Origin of the sequence: Rhodothermus marinus, assembly GCF_009936275.1 — a bacterium.
In the GTDB taxonomy this organism is placed as follows: Bacteria; Bacteroidota; Rhodothermia; order Rhodothermales; family Rhodothermaceae; genus Rhodothermus; species Rhodothermus marinus_A.
This window is the reverse complement of the sequence record NZ_AP019797.1, coordinates 3,145,847-3,164,526: the sequence shown is the minus strand read 5'-3', so window position 1 is coordinate 3,164,526 and position 18,680 is coordinate 3,145,847. Positions and strand designations below refer to the sequence as shown.

The window sequence follows — 18,680 nt, the reverse complement described above, 5'->3', positions numbered from 1 at the left end:
GCGTTCGATGCAGGTACGCAACGCCAAAGATACCGGCGGGCTCCGCCTTACGCAACCGGCCGCAGGGTGGAGGCTGTCAGGTGGGGAAGAATTTTCATAGGGGCCTGTGCCACCCAGCGACGAAAGGCGGCCAAAGGACTCCGGTAATGCGGTAGAAACGCCAGCAGTCGGTCCAGTTCGAAGCGGGGACTCCAGATGCCCGCGCCGAAGCGCTCGGCGTCGTGTGCGTTGCAGCGCTGCTCGAAGTGGCCTTCGACGGGCACCATCAACACAGGTTTGCCCAGGTAGAGCGCCTCGGCCACGGTCTCGAAGCCGGCCGTCGTAACCACGCCGCGACAGCGGGCCATTTTTTCCAGAAAGAGTCGGTCGTTCAGGTGGTGGAAAACCAGTCCGGGATGGGGCGACCAGCCGTCGGGCCGCTCCGTATTGTCCCAGAAGACGTGCAGGCCGATTTCGGGATGGCGGGTGTGCCAGCGGATCAGATCGTCGGCATAGCCCCGGTTGAGCAGATAGACCAGCAGGAAGTTCTCGGTCCGATCCAGCGGCAGTTCGAAGAGTTCGGGGCGCAGCAGCGGCGGCACGACGAAGAGCCGGCGCTCGGGAAGATCGGGTGCCTCGTAGAACGACAGCGCCAGCTTGCGGGCACCCGGTGGGGCCGTCAGCCGCGTGAACAGCCGGACCAGCCGGCGCTGTAGCGGGAAGCCCGGCGGAAAGGGATAGTCCGGATGCAGGAAAAAATACTGGTGGGCGATGCAGACCAGCGGCGGTTGAAGCTTTGCCCGGCGATAGAGCAGGCCGATCAGCACTTCGTAGAAATTGACGACGAGATCGGGCGCCACGTCCTGAACGGCTTCGTGCAGTCGGTGCAGGCTTCGCTGAAATTCCGGAAGGTGCAGCAGGTTGCGAACAAGGGTGCGGCCGGGCCGAATGCCCCGGAAGCGTCGATCGAAGGCGAAGTTGGGCGAGGCAAATTCGTGGACGGGCGCCTGGATTTTTTCCAGAAAGAACGCGGGCAGCCGGCGTTCCTGGCTTCGTCCTACCAGCACGGCCGCCACTTCGTGGCCGGCCTCGGTCAACCAGCGACGCAACGTCAGCGCCTGGGTCAGGTGACCGCGTCCTTCGCCCTGCACCACGAACAGCACCCGGAGTGGACGGTCCGTCATGGCCGGACGGGCACGCTCAGGGCCGGGAGTTCGTCCGGGAGCCGGCCGTCGCCGGACGGATTCAGAAACACCTCGGCGGGCGTCCAGTGCAGGATTTCCAGTCGTCCGTCGAAGTGCTCCACCAGGGCCGTGCAGCTTTCCACCCAGTCGCCCGTGTTGGCGTAAAGAATGCCGCCGATTTCGCGCAGCTCGGCGTGGTGAATGTGGCCGCAGACGACGCCCTCGACGTCGTGTTTGCGGGCCTCGGCCACCACTGCCCGCTCGAAGTCGGCGATGTACTGGACCGCCCGTTTGGTGCGGTACTTCAGGTAGGCCGAAAGCGACCAGTACGAAAGTCCCAGCCGCCGGCGCACGTGGTTGTACCAGCGGTTGAGCACGAGCACCAGCTCGTAGGCGCGGGCCCCCAGGTGCGACAGCCAGGGCGCGTAGCGGATGATACCGTCGAACTCGTCGCCGTGCAACACCAGGAGCTGGCGGCCGTCCACGGTCGTGTGCAGGGCACTCGGCCGCACCACGATCTCGTCGAGCTTCAGCCCGTAGTACTGGCGGGCAAATTCGTCGTGGTTGCCCGGAATGTAGACGACGTGCGTGCCTTTGCGGGCTTTGCGCAGGATTTGTTGCAGCACGCCGTTATGGAAAGGATCCCAGTACCAGTTGCGCTGCAGCGCCCAGCCGTCGAAGATGTCGCCTACCAGGTAGAGGTAGTCGGCTTCGTTGTGGCGCAGAAAGTCGTAGAGAAAGTCGGCGCGGCTGGCCCGCGTGCCCAGATGGACGTCGGAAATCCAGATCGTGCGGAAGTAGTTGACGGTGCGCATGGCCGGCGGACGGAAGCTCAGCATCCGTCCGGAGTTTACAGATGGCCCGTTAGCGAACGATTAGCGCTGGGTTAGCAAACCGTTGTCTTTCAAAAACAAAAAGAAAAGGGGAGCAGGTTTTCTGCTCCCCTCCGCTGCGCAGGCTTGCTGCGTCAGGGCAGGCGCGTCAGCGTCCGGACCTGCACGCCCGACTCGGTTTCGAGGCGAACCAGATAGGTGCCGGCCGCCAGGCGGGCGCCCTCAAGGGTAAACCGGTAGGTGCCGGCCGGGCGGACACCTTCGACCAGCCGGGCCACTTCGCGGCCGAGCAGGTCGTAGACGGCCAGCCGCACCCGTTGCGCCCGGTCCAGCGCGAACGTAAGCGTCGTGGCGGACCGGAACGGATTCGGGTAGCCGGCCTGCAGGGCCACGGCGGCCGGAATCGTCCGGGCGTCATGCTCCAGCGCCGTCAGAATGCCGAGTTGGGCGAGTTTGGTCCAGCCCTTGATCCAGAGCTCGTCCGGTCCGAAGGCGCCGATGTAGTCCACCGGCGTGAAGAAGTCGTCGTTTTCGGGATAGGGTGCGCGCGGGCGCGTCAGCGCCGGGGAGTTCGGGGCCGGCCGCGGATCCAGACCACCGTCCGCCTCGCGGCTGATGCCGCGCAGCATGGGGTCTTCGACGAAGTTGTTGTTGGCCTGCAGGTGCTGCTGCACGAAATCCTGGGGCGCAAAGTCGGCCAGCTCGTTGCCGGCTCCGAAGCCCCACCAGATGTTGTGGGCCAGCACCAGATCGCCCTGCTCCAGCCGCTGGCGGCTGTCCACGTCGACGCCCTCGACGTCTTCCACCTGAACGCCGATGTTGCCAAAGTCGGTAAAAATGGCGTTGAGGTATTTGCCGCCGGCGTTGTCACGGAAGACGAACGTGTTGTTGTCGGCGTTGCCGGAAGCCGCGCCCGAGCCGATGTAGGTCGCGTTGTAGATGACGGGGATGGCGTAGGGCTGGCCGTCTTCGGGGTCGCGGCCGCCGTCGTGTTCGCCGGCGCGGTTCCCCACATCGGGAGGCATGATGGCAAACCAGAACTGGCCTTTGCCGCGGAAGCCCTCGTCGTAGTCGAAGGCGTCGTCGCCGCAGAAGGCGGCCACGAGGTAGCGGGTGTTGACGGTGCCGCCGAAGAATTCGAAGCCGTCGTCTTCGTTGGCGAAAACCTCCACGTACTCGATCGTCGTGCCGCTGCCGACGGCGCCGAGCGTGAGGCCGTTGATTTCGTTGTCGGCGCCGATGTTGGAGCCGCCATGGCGGATGGAGACGTAGCGGAGCACGCCGGAGTTGTCGTTGTCGTCGCAGTCGTCGATGGTGGTGGGGGTGGTGTTGTTCGGAACGCAGCCGTAGCGGGCGCGCGTTTCGGTAGAGGGAATGCCTTCGATGTTGGCCTCGCCGTTGGCGAGGTTGGTGCGGGCGCGCCCGAGGATGATCAGACCGCCCCACTGACCGCGGATAGAGGCGTCGAAGCTGCCGTCGAGCGGATCGGCTTCGGCCGTGAAGATGATGGGGCGGTCGGGTGTCCCTTCGGCGTAGATTCTGGCCCCGCGTGCGATGATGAGCGCGGAGGCGTTTTCGCCGGTGCCGGGTTTGCCTTTGATGACGGTGCCGGGCTCGATGGTGAGCGTGGCGCCTTCTTCGACGAAGACGAAGCCGTCGAGGACGTAGACGTTGTCGCTGGTCCAGGTGACCTGATCGCCCGGACCGATGTCGGCGTCGGTCACCGTCACCACGTTCTGGGCGCGGCCCAGCAGCGGCCACGCCAACAGGAGCAGCAGGGTGGTAAGGCGTTTGTTCATGGCGGGATTACGTTGGGTTTATGGTTTGTTAACGGTGGCTCCTTATGCGAAGCGGCGGCCCGAGGGCCGCCGCTTCGCTATGTGCAGGGGTTGTTTTCAGTAGTGGTAGCTGAGACCGATGGAGAACGATCGCCCGCTGCCGTAGTCACGCGTCACGTACTTCCGCCCTTTGTAGCTATGGGAGACGCGATAGCGGGCGTTCAGCAGGTTTTTCGCCGATAGCTTGAGCGACAGATTCGTCATCAGCCGCTGGCTCATGTTCAGGTCCAGCGTGTGGCGCGGGCGCTCGTAAGTGTCGGGCGTGCCGCCGAGTCCGACTTCCTTCAGGCGGGGACCGAACACGTTGTAGTAGAGGCTGACCGTCGTGCCGCGCTGTTCGTGCACGTAGCTCAGGTCGGCGTTGATGAGGTAGGGCGACTGCCCCTGCAGTGAGCGCGTGGCCGGTGCGTCGGGTCGTAGCTCCCGGATCGATTGCAGCTCTTCGGCCGGTACGCGCACGGTCGAATGGATGAACGTCGCGTTGCCGCCGATTTCAAAATGCCGCAGTGCGCCACTCAGAAAGTCCAGCCGCTTGCGCAGCTCCAGCTCCAGCCCGTAAAGCGTGGCGTCTTCGACATTGCGATACTGCACCTCGGGGCTGTCGTTGGGCGCGAAGGGCTGGTAGACGACTTCGATCGGATCGTCGAAGTACTTGAAAAACAAGCTGGCGGCCAGCAATTCGCCCGGACGCACGAACCATTCCCAGCGCAGGTCGAAGTTGTCCACGAGCGTGCGGCGCAAGTCGGGGTTGCCGGTGAGCAGGTAGCCGCCCACGTACTCGAAGGTCGAGTAGGGGGCCAGCTCACGGAAGACCGGTCGGGCCAGCGTGCGGCCGTAGGCCAGCCGCAGGTTCATGTCGTCGGCCAGCCGGTAGATGACCGTAGCCGCCGGAAGCCAGTCGCCGTTCCGGAGCCGCCCCACGTCTTTGGTGGGGTCCTGGCTGACCACTTCCATGTCGGTGGTTTCGTAGCGCAGCCCGGTGATCACCCGCAGCCGGCGCAGCGGCGTCCAGTCGATCATGGCAAAGCCGGCCCGGATGTCCTGGGTGCCGTCGTAGTTGGAAGAAGGCTGCGTGTCTTCCTGCAGATACAGGCCGAAGGTGAACAGATCGGGTGCGCCGTCACCGTTCAGGTCGCGTTCCTGAAGGATGCCCAGATTTTCGGGCGCGAAGTAAGCCTCGGGGTCACCGTCGTAGCGTTTGCCCTGTTGCTGGCGCAGCACGAATTTGCGCTCGCGATAGGTGCGTGTCTTGTGCTCCAGGTAGCCGCCCACCTTGAGGCGCAGGGCGGTCGTGAGTGGTACTTCCAGGGCCAGATTGCCCACCTGGTTCGATTCTTCCAGATAGCGGAAGTAGCGCTGTGGGGGCGTGGTGGCGCGGATCGTGTAGAGCGTGTCGATGGAGCCGTCGTTGCCGGTGCGCAGGCGATAATGGTTCGTGAAAAAGCGGCGGTCGGGTTCGTCCTGCCAGGTGCCGGTCGTGGAAAAGTCCCAGCTCAGCGTGGCGGGCTGGCGCCCGTCGCCGAGGGCATGCTTGCCCCGAAGCTGGTAGGTGCGGATATCGCGTTCGATGTAAATGAGCGCGCGTGTTTCGTAGATGTCGTCGGGTTCCAGATTGTACAGAAAACGACCGCGCTGGTAGCGGGCGGTGCTTTCGGCGCTGTGGTTCTGGATAAAACTGAAGCCCAGCTCGTGCTGTCGATGCGGGCGCAGCGTCGCGTTGACCAGGCTGCCCCAGACGACTTCGTCGGTGCCCGAGATGGTGTGCAGGTAATTATCCTCGGAAAGGACCGCTTCGTCGCGGCCGGTCAGCCGGTAGCGGGCCCAGATGCCGTCGTCGTAGGCGGTGGCCTGTCGTCGATAGCTGAAGCTGGCCACCAGGCCCAGCAGTCGATCGCCGCCCAGGTCGAAGCGATTGCCTGCCGAAAACGTATAGCTCTGGTTGAGCGGCGCCCGTCGGTAGACCGGGGCCATTTCGGGCGTGAGTGCCCGGGAGAGCTGGTCCAGCAGTCGGGCATTGTCGGGGTTCAGGATGGCCTGGCTGAGCGACGGAATGTTTTCGAAGCGGTGTGTTTGCAGCAGGGCGGGCACGTCGAGGCGATCGGCCCGAAAGCCCCAGACGCCCGGGTCGGCGCCGGGCACGGCCAGGATGGGATTGCCGAAGCCCACCACCTGAGGCCGGTAGGTGATCGAAGTGGAAAAGCTGATCGACAGCGCGTCGGGAAAGGCCCGGGTGTTCAGGTTGACGCTGCCGCCGGTGAAGCTGCCGGGGCGATCGGGTGTGAAGGTTTTGACCGTGACGATGTTGTCAAGCAGGGCGGCGGGAAACAGATCGAACGGCACGGCCTTGCGGTCGGGGTCGGCGCTGGGGAGGTCCAGTCCGTTGAGCTGGGCGTTCATGTAGCGCTCGCCCAGACCGCGCACGTACACGTACTTGCCGTCAAGCACCGAGGCGCCCGTCACTTTCTCCATGGCGTCGGCCGCGTCGCTGCTGCCCGTGCGGCCGATCATCTCGGCGCTGATCGCGTCGCTGACGGCGGCGGCCCGCTGACGGGCGGCCAGCAGGGCCGCTTCGGTGTTGCGCAGCAGACGCGCTTCGACCACAACCGCCTCGAGGCCCACCGACTCCGGGGCCAGGCTCAGATCGATGCGCGTGACCTCGCCCGCACGCACCACGACGCCTTCCACGGTCTGGCTCACGTAGCCCACGTAAGAGAAGCGCAGCGTATAGGTGCCGGGGACGAGGTCGGCGATTTCGTAGCGGCCTTCGAGGTCGGTGGCGGCGCCGGTGGCTTTTTCCACCACGAGCACGTTCACGCCGATGAGCGGCTCGCCCGTTTCGGCGTCGACTACCGTTCCGGCGATGCGCCCCGTCTGAGCCCGGACGCTCCAGGCCGTCAGCAGCACGGGAATCAGGAGAAGCAGGCGTTGCATAGGCCGACGGTGTATCCTTTTAAGATCGCCGGCCAAGGTAGCCGCCGCCTGTTATCTGACGATTAACCGGGCATTAGCGAATCGTTAACGATGGGCTTGATGGCCTTTTCATAAAGCGCTGGCGTGTTAAGTGGTCCTGTTTTTGTCAATAGACAGAAAGAGTCAGCGCCTGTCGAAACAAAGATCCGAAGCCGCCGGTTGGGCCGGAAAATCCGCAGAGGACGGCATGGCGGCCCGATCGGAATGGCGGATTCTGCTGGCGCTCTGGCTGATGGTCTTTTCGGCCAGCAGCCAGGTGGTCATCATGGCGCCGATTCTGCCGCGCATCGGAGCCACGCTGGGCATTGGCGAGCTGGAACAGGGTAGCCTGATCACGGCCTACGCCGTGATGCTCAGTGTGATGGCGCTGGTGGCCGGACCCGTCTCGGACCGGCTGGGGCGGCGGGTGATCCTGCTGGCCGGAAGCGGGGCCATGTCGGGCGCACTGCTGCTGCACGGCGTGGCCTACAGCTTCGCCGCGCTGCTGGCGGTGCGGGCACTGGCCGGAGCGGCCGGCGGACTGCTCAGCGGCGCGGCCGTCAGCTACGTGGGCGACTACTTCCCGTACGAGCGCCGCGGCTGGGCCAACGGCTGGGTGATGAGCGGGATCGCCTTCGGCCAGATCGTGGGAATCCCGGCCGGGACGCTGCTGGCGGGACTGGCCGACTTCCGCTGGCCGTTTCTGGCGTTCGGGCTCACGATGGCGCTGGCCACGCTCCTGATCTGGCGTTACGTGCCGCAGCCGCCCGGCGTGCGCTCCGAGCTGCCGCTCTCGCTTCGCAACGTGCTCCGGCGCTACTACGAACTGCTCCGCCGGCCGACCACGGCCCGCTCGCCGCTTGTATACTTTCTGATGTTTTTCAGTATCGGGCTTTTTCTGATCTATCTGCCCACCTGGCTGGAGCACACGCAGGGCTTTCGGACCGAAGAGATGGCGTTGCTTTTCCTCGTCGGCGGGCTGGCGAACGTGGTGGCCGGACCCCTGGCCGGGCGGCTCTCGGATCGCGTGGGCCGCAAGCCTTTGATCGTGGGGGCCACGCTCGGGCTGGCGGTGCTGATGGCGGGCGCGCCGCTGCTGATGCAGGGCGATGTAGCCATTTACACGCTGTTTGCGCTGGCGATGGCACTGGTGGGCATGCGGATGAGTCCGCTGCAATCGCTGCTGACGGCGCTGGTGCCGGGCGCCCGGCGCGGTTCGCTCATGAGCCTGTCGATTGCGCTGGGCCAGCTCGGTATCGGGATCAGCGGCGTGGCGGCCGGCTGGCTCTACACGCAGTACGGCTACCTCAGCAATGCGCTGCTGGGGGCGCTCGCGCTGGTGCTGATGGCGCTGGTGGTGGGCTACGGCCTCCCCGAGCCCGACTTGCAGGCTTCGGTGGGAGAAGGATAGCTTACAACCAGCCCTGCTGCCGATACCAGGCGATGGTCTCCTGAATCCCTTCTTCGAGGCCGATCTGCTGGCGATAGTCGAAGTCGCGGCGGGCTTTGTCCACCGCGCACATCTTGCAGGCGTGGCGGATTTCGCGGGCTTTTTCGCGGTTGAGCGGCGGGTAGGTGCCCGTCAGGCGTCCGGCCAGTTCCACCAGCGCACCGATCGGTTCCACCAGAAACGGCGGGATGTGCACGGTCAGCGCCCGGCGGCCCAGGGCTTTCAGTGTGGCGTCCCGGATCTCTCGCCAGGAGTAGAATTGCTCGCTGCCGATGAAGTAGGTCTGGCCGGTGGTGACGTCCGACTCGGCGGCGTCCACCATGCCGCGCACCAGGTCGCGCACGTGCACCAGGCTCAGCTCGGGGCGGCGGCCGCTGCCCACGATGGGGCACAGCCCCCGGCTGACCGTACGGAAGAACGTGTAGATGTCGGCTTCGCGGGGGCCGTAGACGGCCGGCGGTCGTACTATGACGATGGGGAGCCGTTCGGCAAACGGCGGGCCGTCGGCACGGGGTGCCCGCAGCGCCTGCTCCATGAGCGCCTTGCTCCGGCCGTAGGCGCTGATGGGACGCAGCGGCGACTCCTCGGTGGCCACGCCTCCCGGGCAGTAGCCCACGGCCGCCAGGCTGCTCGTAATGAGCACTTTGCGCACGTTCGGGTTGGCTTCCAGGATAGTGCCCAGCAGGTTCAGCGTGGCCGTGATGTTGCCCTGCTCGAAGGTGGCCCAGTCGCGCGCCCGCGTCACGCCCGCCACGTGAAAGACCACGTCCGCGTCGCGCACGGCCTCCCAGAGCACTTCGATCCGGGAAAAGTCGCCGCGGACGGGCACGATGTCGAGTCCTTCGAGCCAGCGCAGTTCTTTTCGCACCAGACAGCGCACTTCGCGGTAGCCCCGGCGCAGCAGCTCTTCCACCAGGTGGCTGCCGATGAAGCCGGTTCCGCCGGTAACGAATGCAACGCCTCGGTTCATGACACAGCAGGGTTAACGGGCCCGCAGGGCGACGACGCTCTCCACGTGGTCGGTGTGCGGAAACAGATCGACGGGTTGCACGGCCTCGATCCGGTACAGGTCGCGCAGCAGCTTCAGATCGCGCGCCTGGGTCTGGGGATTGCAGCTCACGTAGACGAACCGCTCCGGCCGGAGCTGGCCGATGCGGCGCACCACCCGGGGATGCATACCGGCCCGCGGCGGATCGACGATCACGACGTCGGGGCGGCCGTGCGTGCGCACGAACGCCGGCGTGAGCACTTCCAGCAGGTCGCCGGCTACGAAGGTGCAGTTCGTGATGCCGTTGGCCGCCGCATTGGCGCGGGCGTTTTCGACGGCCGATGCCACCAGCTCCACGCCCACCACATGCCGCACGTGCGGGGCGATGAAGATGGAGATCGTGCCGGTGCCGCAGTAGAGATCGTAAACCAGATCGTCCGGGCGCAGCGCGGCCAGCTCACGGGCTACTTCGTAAAGCCGTTCGGCCTGTTCGGTGTTCGTCTGGAAGAAGGCGTCGGGCGCAATCTCGAAGCGAAACGGTCCGATGCAGTCGTGAATGACGCCCGGACCGAAGATCGTGTAGGTGGTCTCGCCGTAGGAGACCTGGGCCGGGCGCGAATTGATCGTGTTGACCAGCGTGGTGACTTCCGGAAACTGCTCCTGCAGGAAGGCGCCCAGCTCGGCCATGCGGGCTTCGTCGTAGCGGCTGGTGACCAGGTTGACCATGACCTCGCCGGTGCGCGTGCCGGTTCGGATCACCAGATGGCGCAGGTAGCCTTCGTGCCGCCGGATGTCCCACGGCTCCCAGCCCTTCGCCTTGAAGAAGGCCCGCAGTGCGTTGAGCAGCCGCACGGTGATCGGCTCGGGCAGGTGGCATTCCTCCAGATCGATCACCTTGTAGAAGTTGCCCGGTACGTGGAGCCCCACGGCAAAATGGCGGTCGAGCGGTCGGCCGCTGGCGATTTCGTCAGGGGTCAGCCAGCGGTCGGCGCTGAAGGAAAATTCCATCTTGTTGCGGTAGCCGTAGAGCCGGGGCGAGGGAAGGGTGGGACGCACCTCGACGTCTTCGAAGCCGCCGTGGTGAACGAGCGCCTCATAGACGCTCTGGCGCTTGGCTTCGAGCTGGGCTTCGTAGCGTACGTGCTGCCACTTGCAGCCGCCGCAGGTGCCGAAGTAACGACAGCGCGGCTCGGTGCGCAGCGGGCTCGGTTCGAGCAGCTCGACGATGCGGCCCTCGGCGTAGTTTTTCTTGCGCTTGACGACGCGCACGCGCGCCCGGTCGCCGGGCACGCCGCCTTCGACGAACAGCACGTAGCCGTCCACGCGGGTGAGCGACTTGCCGCGGTCGGCGAATTTTTCGACGATCAGTTCCAGCTCGGCGCCTTTCTTCAGCACGGCCCTTCGGGGTGGGTCAACAATGATCGGCCTCAACAAACCACCGAGCCGGCGAAAGGGTTCGGCCCTACCGGTCGGAGAGCAGCGAGGGCAGGCGGTGTTCGGCGCGGCGGCCGGCTTCCTGCAGCCAGATCAGCGCCTGGCGGCGGTCGGTGCAGTTGCTCAGTAATGCGACGAGTTCCACCTGGCGGGCCGCCACGTAGCGGGCCACGGCCTGCAGAATGGCCGCTCCCACGGCCGGATGGCGACGCAGCAGCAGCTTGAGATCGGGGCGGAACAGACCCAGCACCTGCACCTCGGTGGCCGCCTGGGCCGTCTCCATCCGGCGGAACTCGCCCAGCAGGGCGAGGTGGCCGCACGTGTCGTACTCGCTCAGCCGGGCCAGCTCCTCGAACTGACCGTCTTCATCTTCCATGAGCAGGCGCACGGTGCCCCGGGTGATGATGTAGAGGCCCAGACCGGGATCGCCCTCGAAATAGATCACTTCATGGCGGCGGTAGGTGCGGGTGTGCAGGTAGGGCAGCATTGTTTTAAGGACGCGCCGGGGCAGGTGCTGAAAGATGGGGACGTGCCGCAGCACGTGCAGCAGCTCGCGCGTGTAGGCGTCTTCGCGCGGGCGAAACAGCGCCCGGTAGCCGCGTTGCAGGGTGTGCCAGATACGCATGGTCGGGTCGGTTAGAACGCGTGGCCGATGCCAAAATGCAGGGTCGGACGGTGCAGGCCGTCGGGCAGCAGGCCGGCCTCCGGGCGGGCCGGGTCATGCAGGCGATAGGCCACATCCAGTCGGATAATGAGATATTCCCAGGCCAGACGCAAGCCCACACCGCCGCCCCAGCCCAGATCCTGGACAAAACGGCCGAGGCGAAAGTGTCCGGCTTCGGGACCCGGATTGCGGGGGCCGAGCCAGACGTTCCCCACGTCGGTGAAGACCGTTCCGATCCAGTCGGCGGCCAGCACCCGTCGCAGCAGCCGCTGGCGCAGCTCCAGGCTGGCTTCCAGCTTGAATTCGCCACCCAGCAGGTTGGTGCCGTCCAGGTTGTCCGTCAGCTGTAGACGGCCGGGGCCCAGCCCGCGCAGCGGCCAGCCCCGGACGCTATTGGCACCGCCGCTGTAGAAGCGACGGTCGAAGGGGATGACGTCCGGCTGGCCGATGGGGTGCGCTGCCCCGAGCTGCAGCTTGCCGGCCAGCACGGTGCCTGAACGGAGCGGCCGGTAGCGCCGCAGGTCCAGGCTTGCGCGTACGTAGGGACGGTAGAGCAGCCGGTTGCCCGTCGCCCCGCTCCGGAAAAGGGGCAGCCCCGGCAACGTGCCTTCGTGCCGGCCCGGTGTGAACACGGCGCGGTCGAGCAGGTCCGACAGCAAGCCACCCATTTCGGCAGACAGTTCATGCGCATAGCCGCGCTCGCGGCGTAGCGGATTGAAGCGGGCGGATTGCAGCGTGTAGCGCACCACGTCGTTGATCTGGGGGACCGTGTAGTCGTCGAGGATCTGGGCGCGCTGCACGGGATCCTCGATGGGACGGAGCACTTCATCAAGGAAGGCTGCCCGAAAGCCGCTCAGCGTGTCCGGATTGCTCAGGCTCAGGTCGAGCAGGTCCACGAACGACGTCAGCGTGGGCGTGTGCTGGAGTTCGAGGCGGAAGCGGGCCGTGCCGCGTCCCCGGATGACCAGCCGGAGCACGTCGCGACGGGCCGTGAGCAGGCTCAGCGACAGCCGGGTGCGGGCGTCGTAAAGGCGGAGCCAGCGTTCGAGTGCGCCGAAGGGCCGGACGGCATACGGATAGACCAGCGAGGCGGTGATTTCGAGCTGGGCCGAAGTGAGCAGCCCCTCTTCGAAGTTGCCCGAGATAGAGCCGGCCGTCCGCAGGCTGAACGTTTCGGCGCGGCCCAGCAGGTTGGCGTTTTCGTAGGTGACGGCCACGCCGGTGCCGAGTTCGTTCTCGCTGCCGGTGAGCAGGCCGTTGCGCTGCAGCATGAAGGTTTCCAGGCGCATTCGGTGGCGTGGCCGGGTGGTCAGCGTAAGCCGGTGGGGCAGCCGCGGAGCCGCCTCGCCGGGCAGCCGCAGCGTGTCGCGCCAGGCGGGTTCGATGCGGACGTAGGAAAACAGTCCGGTAGCCTCCAGGCGGCGGCGCGTGCCGAGCAGCAGGGCGCGGTTGTACCAGTCGCCCGGCCGGAAGCGCAGCATGCGGACCAGAAAAGACGGCTTCAGGCGGCGCTCCTGGCGCCGCGTGACCACCAGGCGGCCGGGGTGCAGCGTGTCGGCGGCCGGCTCCAGCCAGAGCGTGTCGCGCCGAAAGAGCGGATCGGGTTCCGGCCCGTCCACTTCGGCTTTCAGGTCACCAAAGCGAAAGCGGGGGCCGGGATGAATCCGAAAGATCAGGTCGAACGAGTCCGGACGGGCCGGAATCACGATGGCGCGGATGGAGTCGCGCGTGACGGCCGCATAGCCCGCATTCCACAGGAATTCCATGAGCCGTTGACGCTCCTCCAGCAGCGTCAGCTCCGAGTAGCGCTGGTTGCGAGCCCGGAGCTGACGGGAAAGATCGGTCGGCGGGTCGTGGCGCAGGCGGGAGCCTGCCAGCAACGCCCGTTGCAGCTCCGGCGGGAGCGTTTCGATGCCTTCGTAACGGACGTGTCGCAGGTAGGTCGGAGGGCCCTCGTTGATATGGAAAATCACGCGCAACTGTCCGGGTCGCAGCGTGTCCAGCCGGGCTTCCACGTGGGCTCCGGGAAAGCCTTCCTGGCGGTAGAAGAGCGTAAGGCGCTCGACGTCGGCCTGCACGACGGCCGGTTCGTAGTAGGCGGGCGGCTCGCCGCTGGCCATCAGCGCGCGGCTCAGCAGCCCGCCCAGCTTACCGGAGGCTCCCAGTTCGTAAAGCCACAACCACCAGGTAAGGCCGGGAATACCGAGAAAGCGTCGATTGGCCGTCGTGTGGATGTACGGGCGAAGGATTTCGTCGGAGAAGGAACGGTTGCCTTCCAGGCGGACGTCGCGCACCAGCCAGGCCTCCGAAAAAAATTGCTGCTGGGTCTGCCCCCACACCGGAAGCCCACCCAGCAGCCCCCAGCCGATCAACCAGAGCAGCAAGCCCTCAAGCAGACGGGGAATGGCCGGACGGCCGACCGCAGTCCGGGTTATTCTTCCTCGTAGTAGAAGTCGTCGTCGGCCGTGGGATAGTCCGGCCATATTTCTTCAATGCTCTCGTAGGGCTCCCCGTCGTCCTCCAGCTCCTTGAGGTTCTCGATCACCTCGATCGGCGCACCCGTACGCTCGGCGTAGTCGATCAGTTCGTCACGGGTGGCCGGCCAGGGTGCGTCCTCCAGGTAGGAGGCCAGCTCAAGCGTCCAGTACCCCATCGTCGGCACACAGGTTTGGTTGAGACAATCGCTTTCCTTTCCCTTCTACGGGCCGGCACGATAGCACACCGACCCGAAAAATGCAAGAGGTTACGCTTGCTTATATCGGCTTTTTTCCCTATCGGCGAAAGTTGACAAGAGTTCCCGCCGCGGGTGGTCGAGATGAAATTTCAGTCCAGCGAAATTCTGGAGTTTTCGGCGGCTTCGAGCAGCTGCTGATACTGGTGGGGGGTCATGCTGGGGGCTACGAACTGCAGGGGATTCAGGGCGCGGCCCCGGCTGTCGCGTACTTCGTAATGCAGGTGAGGGCCGGTCGAGCGGCCCGAGTTGCCGCTGAGGGCAATCTGGTCGCCCCGCTGCACTTTCTGCCCGCGTCGTACCAGAATCTTCGACAGATGGCCGTAGAGCGTCTGGTAGCCGGTGGCCGGATGCTCCAGAATGATGTAGAGGCCGTAGCCGGCGCTACGGCCGGTTTCGCGCACGATGCCGTCGCCCGGCGCATAGACGGGCGAGCCGTAGGGAAGCAGGATGTCGATCCCCTCGTGCATTTTGCGCACGCGCAGGATGGGATGCAGGCGCATCCCGAAGCCCGATACGATCACGCCATCGGCCGGAAGCAGCGCCGGCATCTGCCGACGCCAGGCTTCCCGGGCCTCGGCCAGTTTCACGAGCTCCCGGTAGCTGGCGTTCTGCAGGGCGATTCTGCGCTCCAGGGCGTCCAGCTTCTGGGCGGTTTCCCGCAGCAGCGTGGCCGTCGGTTTGCTGAAGCGGTCGAACGCGGCATAGGTGTCGGTGCCGCCCACACCCACCTGCCAGACGTCTTCCGAGATCGGCTCGGCATCCAGCAGCGTGCGGTACAGCGACTGGTCGTGTGCTGCCAGTTCGTTCAGCCGGGCCGAGAATTGATCCAGCTTCTTGCTCAGGCGGCTCAACTGCGTCCGAAGGGCTTCGTTTTCGGCCTCCAGGGCCAGTTCGCGCGGGGTGGCCAGCCGACCCGTGTAGTACCAGAAAAGTAACCCACCGGCCCCGAGCAGAAAGACCACCAGGCTGGCAAGCACCAGCAGACGCCGCAGAGGATGCGGACGAACCTCTACGAACGAGCACGTCGTGTGGTCGAAATAGTAGTACCGGTTTTTCGGCATGATACCACCCCTTCCATGCATTAGAACTTCACACGGCACCCCACCGATCTAAAAATCGTGCCCGGCAGAAAAATCTTCAATGCATGGGTGGTCGAAGGCTGGTGGGGCTTTGCATTTTAACTAAAAACGCACTGGAAAATACACGTCGGCTCTGATTGTGTCAACAGGAGGAAAGTGGACGACCGGGTAGTTCTGGTTTCCTTTTTGCGCGCCCATGGCTCATTCGTAATCCTGCTCAAAATATTCGGTACCTCGCAGTGGTACCGAGGAAGCCTTCTGGCGAATCCGCTCGCTCAGGCGCTGCGCGAAGACTTCGGCCGGGTCGTATCCGTAGTGCCGCAGCAGATGGTTCATGGCGATGACCTCGCAGAGCACCGTGATGTTCTTGCCGGGCGTGATGGGCACCTTCACCATGGGCAGTTCCACATCGAGCAGCCGGTAGGTGTCCTCGACCATCCCCAGGCGGGTGTACTCCTCTTCGGGGTCCCACAGCTCCATTTTTACGACCACTTCGATGCGTTTCTGAAAGCGGATGGCGCGCACGCCGAACATGGCCCGGACGTCGATCAGGCCCAGGCCGCGCACCTCCATGAAGTGCCGCACCAGGTCGGTGCCCGTGCCCATGAGCACGGTCTCTTCCTTGCGCGTGACGATCACCACGTCGTCGGCCACCAGGCGATGGCCGCGTTCGACCAGGTCGAGCGCCACCTCGCTTTTGCCGATGCCCGGCTTGCCGATCAGCAGCAGCCCGATGCCGTAGACGTCCACCAGCGAGCCGTGGACGGTCATCTGGGGGGCGAACTGGTCGTTGAGAAAGTCGCGCAGCAGCGCCATGAAGCGCGTCGAGGGCACCGGTGTCCGATAGACCGGAACGCCGGCCTCGGTGGCCATCTGGACCAGCTCGGGATCCAGTTCGTTGTTGTCGGTCAGGAAAATGCAGGGGATGGGGAACTGCAGCAGATTCTGGAAGGCCCGGCGGCGCTGCGCCGGCGGCAGATGGCGCAGGTAGCGGTTTTCGGTGTTGCCCAGAATCTGAACGCGCTGGTAGGTGAACAGCTCGGTGTAGCCGGCCAGCACCAGGCCGGGACGGTTCAGTTCGCTTTCGACCACCAGGCGCAGCGTATCGTCCACCTGGTTGACGCGCTCCACGGGAAGGCCGACCGCCTTCTGGAGCTGCTCGACCATGAAGGCGACCGTGATCGACTCTTTGCGATAGACGCGGTTGGGCTGGTAGGGCATGGCCGGTTTCGGGCTTCAGGGTACGGGAATATGAGCCAGCAGGCGCTCGACCAGCGTGTCGCTGGTGACGGCTTCCGCTTCGGCTTCGTAGCTGAGCACCAGGCGATGGCGGAGCACGTCGGGCGCCACGGCGCGCACGTCGTCGGGGGTTACGTAGGGCCGGTGCTCCAGAAACGCATGGGCCCGTGCGGCCAGGTTCAGGTAGATCGTGGCGCGGGGCGAAGCGCCAAACTCAAGGTAGGGCCGCAGTTCGGCCAGACCGTACGCCTCGGGCGTGCGTGTGGCCACCACCAGGTCCACGATGTACTGCTCGACGCGTTCGTCCACGTACAGTTCGTTGAGCGCCTGGCGGGCCCGCAGCACGTCGTCACCCGTGGCGACCGTGCGCACCTCGGGCAACGCGTCCGTGCGCGCCATGCGCCGCATGATGGCCAGCTCTTCCTCGCGCGAAGGGTAATCGACACGAAGCTTGAGCATGAAGCGGTCGAGCTGGGCCTCGGGCAGCGGATAGGTGCCTTCCTGCTCGATCGGATTCTGGGTGGCCAGCACCAGAAAGGGCTCGGGCAGCCGGAATGTCGTGTCGCCCAGCGTCACCTGGCGTTCCTGCATGCTTTCGAGCAGGGCACTCTGCACCTTGGCCGGGGCCCGGTTGATCTCGTCGGCCAGAATCAGGTTGGCGAAGATCGGTCCCTTCCGGATGGAAAACGTTCCTTCTTTCTGGTTGAAATAGAGCGTTCCCAGCAGATCGGCCGGGAGCAAGTCAGGCGTGAACTGAATGCGCTGAAACTGCACGCCCAGCGCGCGGGCCAGTGTGCTGACTGTCAGCGTCTTGGCCAGACCCGGCACGCCTTCCAGCAGGACGTGCCCGCCGCAGAGCAGGCCGATCAGCAGGCGGTCGATCAGGTAGCGCTGGCCGACGATCACGCGGCCCACTTCGGCCCGCAGGTCGTCCAGAAAGGCACCGTCCGCTTCGATGCGGGCATTGACGCGCGCCAGGTCGAACGAAGGCATGGATGAAGAAGATTTTCGATGGACCGCCCTATCGAAGTCGTGGCAAACGCAGGGGTTCCCGTCAGATCAGGTGCGCTTCGGGCGTGCGGCCAAAGTGGGTCTCGAAGGTCTGCTGCAGGCGTTCCAGATAGACGGGCAGCTGAAAGGGACGTCCGGCTACCAGCACGCCGTTGCCGTAGCCGTTCATGCTGGCGCCGAAGATGCCCTCCAGGCTCATCGCCTCGGCCACTTCGACGATCAGATCGGCCTCGGCGCAGGAAGCCTGCCAGTCGTACCGCAGGGCCGCGTGCGACATGAGCAATAGTGAGCCCAGCTTCTGCCAGTCCTGCTGCCGGATGGCCACGACCATATGGTGCACCCGGTGGTTTTCGGAGACCAGGTAGCGGAGTACCGGATGCAGCCGACGGGGCAGCAGGGCCTGGGCGCGGGATAGGTCGCGATAGGCCAGCTCGCGCAGGGAGGTGAGTTCGCGAAAGCCCCGGCGCTGCAGAATCTCGACGATCTGGTGAGCCAGGGCACGTTGCCGACGGTGGTGGTCGGGGGGCGGCAGCAGCGTGCAGCCGGCGTCGAGCAGCAGCCAGCGCAGTACGTCCGGTGGGGGCGCTTCCAGTTCGAGGTGTTCGAGCGTGGCGGCGTCGATCAGCACGAACGTACCGGGTCGGGCCACCGAGGCGGCCAGCAGGTAGGCGACGCTGAAGGGAAAGCCCGTGCAGCGCTCGATGACGTCCGCCAGGGCCCGGAGTTGCGCGTCCGAGCGATCGGCGGTGGGCTGCAGGGCGTGCGTCAGGGCGACGGCCAGTGAAGCCAGCCGCATCTCGCGGGCAAACGGCGGCACGGAACTGAACACCGCCATGTCGAAGGCCTGCTCGGGATAGCAATGGCGCAGCACCGAAAAGGCCAGCACCACTTCGAGCGGCCAGTCCGGCGGCACGGACGCGTCGAGCGGGAGTGTCCAGGGGGTCTCGTCCAGAGGAAACAGCAGGCGACTGGTCTGTTCGCGGGCCGGGCGTACGCTCACGGCCGTCCCGTGCGGCGCGGTCAGCAGCAGGGCAAAGCCGTCGAAGTAATGCGTATGGGCGGCCAGCAGTCCCGGCGTGCCGTGCACGAAGGCCGTGCGTGCGGCTCCGATGTCGGCCGGACCCAGCCGCTGCAGCAGCGCCTGACATCGCCCCCTGTGCTCCTCCGGCGCAGGGGGCGCTTCGGCCTCCAGGCGGGCGAGCGCTTCCCGATAGGTGCGCAGCAGGTGACTGTTGGTGCCGTTGGCAGGGGGGAGGTCCATATACACGTCACGATCACAAATCCCGGGGCTATCAGCA

14 protein-coding genes are annotated in these 18,680 nt (G+C 65.6%); 1 reads left to right on the top strand and 13 read right to left on the bottom strand.

The genetic code is table 11. The annotated features are described in order from the left end of the window. Nucleotides 1-47: 47 nt before the first annotated feature. From GYH26_RS13785 to GYH26_RS13770, 4 genes are all read right to left on the bottom strand, one after another. The gene (locus tag GYH26_RS13785) at nucleotides 48-1,163 is read right to left on the bottom strand and encodes a glycosyltransferase family protein (protein WP_161542141.1); all 1,116 of its coding nucleotides are present in this window, start codon (nucleotides 1,161-1,163) and stop codon (nucleotides 48-50) included. Next, entirely contained in the window at nucleotides 1,160-2,002 is an 843-nt protein-coding gene (locus GYH26_RS13780; protein WP_161542140.1) for a UDP-2,3-diacylglucosamine diphosphatase, read from the bottom strand. The genes GYH26_RS13785 and GYH26_RS13780 overlap by 4 nt, the downstream gene beginning before the upstream one ends. Nucleotides 2,003-2,130: 128 nt before the next feature. After that, nucleotides 2,131-3,795 carry a T9SS type A sorting domain-containing protein gene (locus GYH26_RS13775; protein ID WP_161542139.1) on the bottom strand — a complete coding sequence of 555 codons (1,665 nt, stop codon included), beginning with the start codon at nucleotides 3,793-3,795 and terminating at the stop codon, nucleotides 2,131-2,133. A gap of 96 nt (nucleotides 3,796-3,891) precedes the next feature. Further along, nucleotides 3,892-6,765, bottom strand: a complete 2,874-nt coding sequence (locus GYH26_RS13770; protein WP_161542138.1) for a TonB-dependent receptor — start codon at nucleotides 6,763-6,765, stop codon at nucleotides 3,892-3,894. Between the two features lie 226 nt (nucleotides 6,766-6,991). Between GYH26_RS13770 and GYH26_RS13765 the strand changes: the two genes are divergently transcribed. After that, nucleotides 6,992-8,194 carry an MFS transporter gene (locus tag GYH26_RS13765; protein WP_161542137.1) on the top strand — a complete coding sequence of 401 codons (1,203 nt, stop codon included), beginning with the start codon at nucleotides 6,992-6,994 and terminating at the stop codon, nucleotides 8,192-8,194. A 1-nt stretch (nucleotide 8,195) separates the two neighbouring features. Here the strand turns inward: GYH26_RS13765 and GYH26_RS13760 are convergent, their stop codons facing one another. From GYH26_RS13760 to GYH26_RS13720, 9 genes are all read right to left on the bottom strand, one after another. Continuing rightward, complete coding sequence (locus tag GYH26_RS13760) at nucleotides 8,196-9,203, bottom strand: NAD-dependent epimerase/dehydratase family protein (protein WP_161542136.1); 1,008 nt, start codon at nucleotides 9,201-9,203, stop codon at nucleotides 8,196-8,198. 12 nt (nucleotides 9,204-9,215) lie between these two features. Continuing rightward, nucleotides 9,216-10,616: a 23S rRNA (uracil(1939)-C(5))-methyltransferase RlmD gene (gene rlmD / locus GYH26_RS13755; RefSeq protein ID WP_161542135.1), complete on the bottom strand. Its 1,401-nt coding sequence runs from the start codon at nucleotides 10,614-10,616 to the stop codon at nucleotides 9,216-9,218. Nucleotides 10,617-10,683: 67 nt separating this feature from the next. Beyond that, the gene (locus GYH26_RS13750) at nucleotides 10,684-11,280 is read right to left on the bottom strand and encodes a cyclic nucleotide-binding domain-containing protein (RefSeq protein WP_161542134.1); all 597 of its coding nucleotides are present in this window, start codon (nucleotides 11,278-11,280) and stop codon (nucleotides 10,684-10,686) included. Between the two features lie 11 nt (nucleotides 11,281-11,291). Continuing rightward, nucleotides 11,292-13,703 carry a BamA/TamA family outer membrane protein gene (locus GYH26_RS13745; RefSeq protein WP_161542133.1) on the bottom strand — a complete coding sequence of 804 codons (2,412 nt, stop codon included), beginning with the start codon at nucleotides 13,701-13,703 and terminating at the stop codon, nucleotides 11,292-11,294. A gap of 47 nt (nucleotides 13,704-13,750) precedes the next feature. Further along, on the bottom strand, nucleotides 13,751-13,972 hold the full coding sequence (locus GYH26_RS13740; RefSeq protein ID WP_014068011.1) for a DUF2795 domain-containing protein: 222 nt from the start codon (nucleotides 13,970-13,972) through the stop codon (nucleotides 13,751-13,753). A 170-nt stretch (nucleotides 13,973-14,142) separates the two neighbouring features. Continuing rightward, the gene (locus GYH26_RS13735; RefSeq protein ID WP_161542132.1) at nucleotides 14,143-15,114 is read right to left on the bottom strand and encodes a M23 family metallopeptidase; all 972 of its coding nucleotides are present in this window, start codon (nucleotides 15,112-15,114) and stop codon (nucleotides 14,143-14,145) included. Nucleotides 15,115-15,333: 219 nt separating this feature from the next. Further along, nucleotides 15,334-16,353, bottom strand: coding sequence for an HPr(Ser) kinase/phosphatase (gene hprK / locus GYH26_RS13730; RefSeq protein ID WP_161542131.1), 1,020 nt, complete (start codon nucleotides 16,351-16,353; stop codon nucleotides 15,334-15,336). 15 nt (nucleotides 16,354-16,368) lie between these two features. Then, complete coding sequence (locus tag GYH26_RS13725) at nucleotides 16,369-17,364, bottom strand: AAA family ATPase (RefSeq protein ID WP_161542130.1); 996 nt, start codon at nucleotides 17,362-17,364, stop codon at nucleotides 16,369-16,371. A 61-nt stretch (nucleotides 17,365-17,425) separates the two neighbouring features. Beyond that, nucleotides 17,426-18,643 (bottom strand): galactokinase, encoded by a 1,218-nt coding sequence (locus tag GYH26_RS13720; RefSeq protein WP_161542129.1) that lies wholly within the window; start codon nucleotides 18,641-18,643, stop codon nucleotides 17,426-17,428. Between the last annotated feature and the right edge of the window lie 37 nt (nucleotides 18,644-18,680).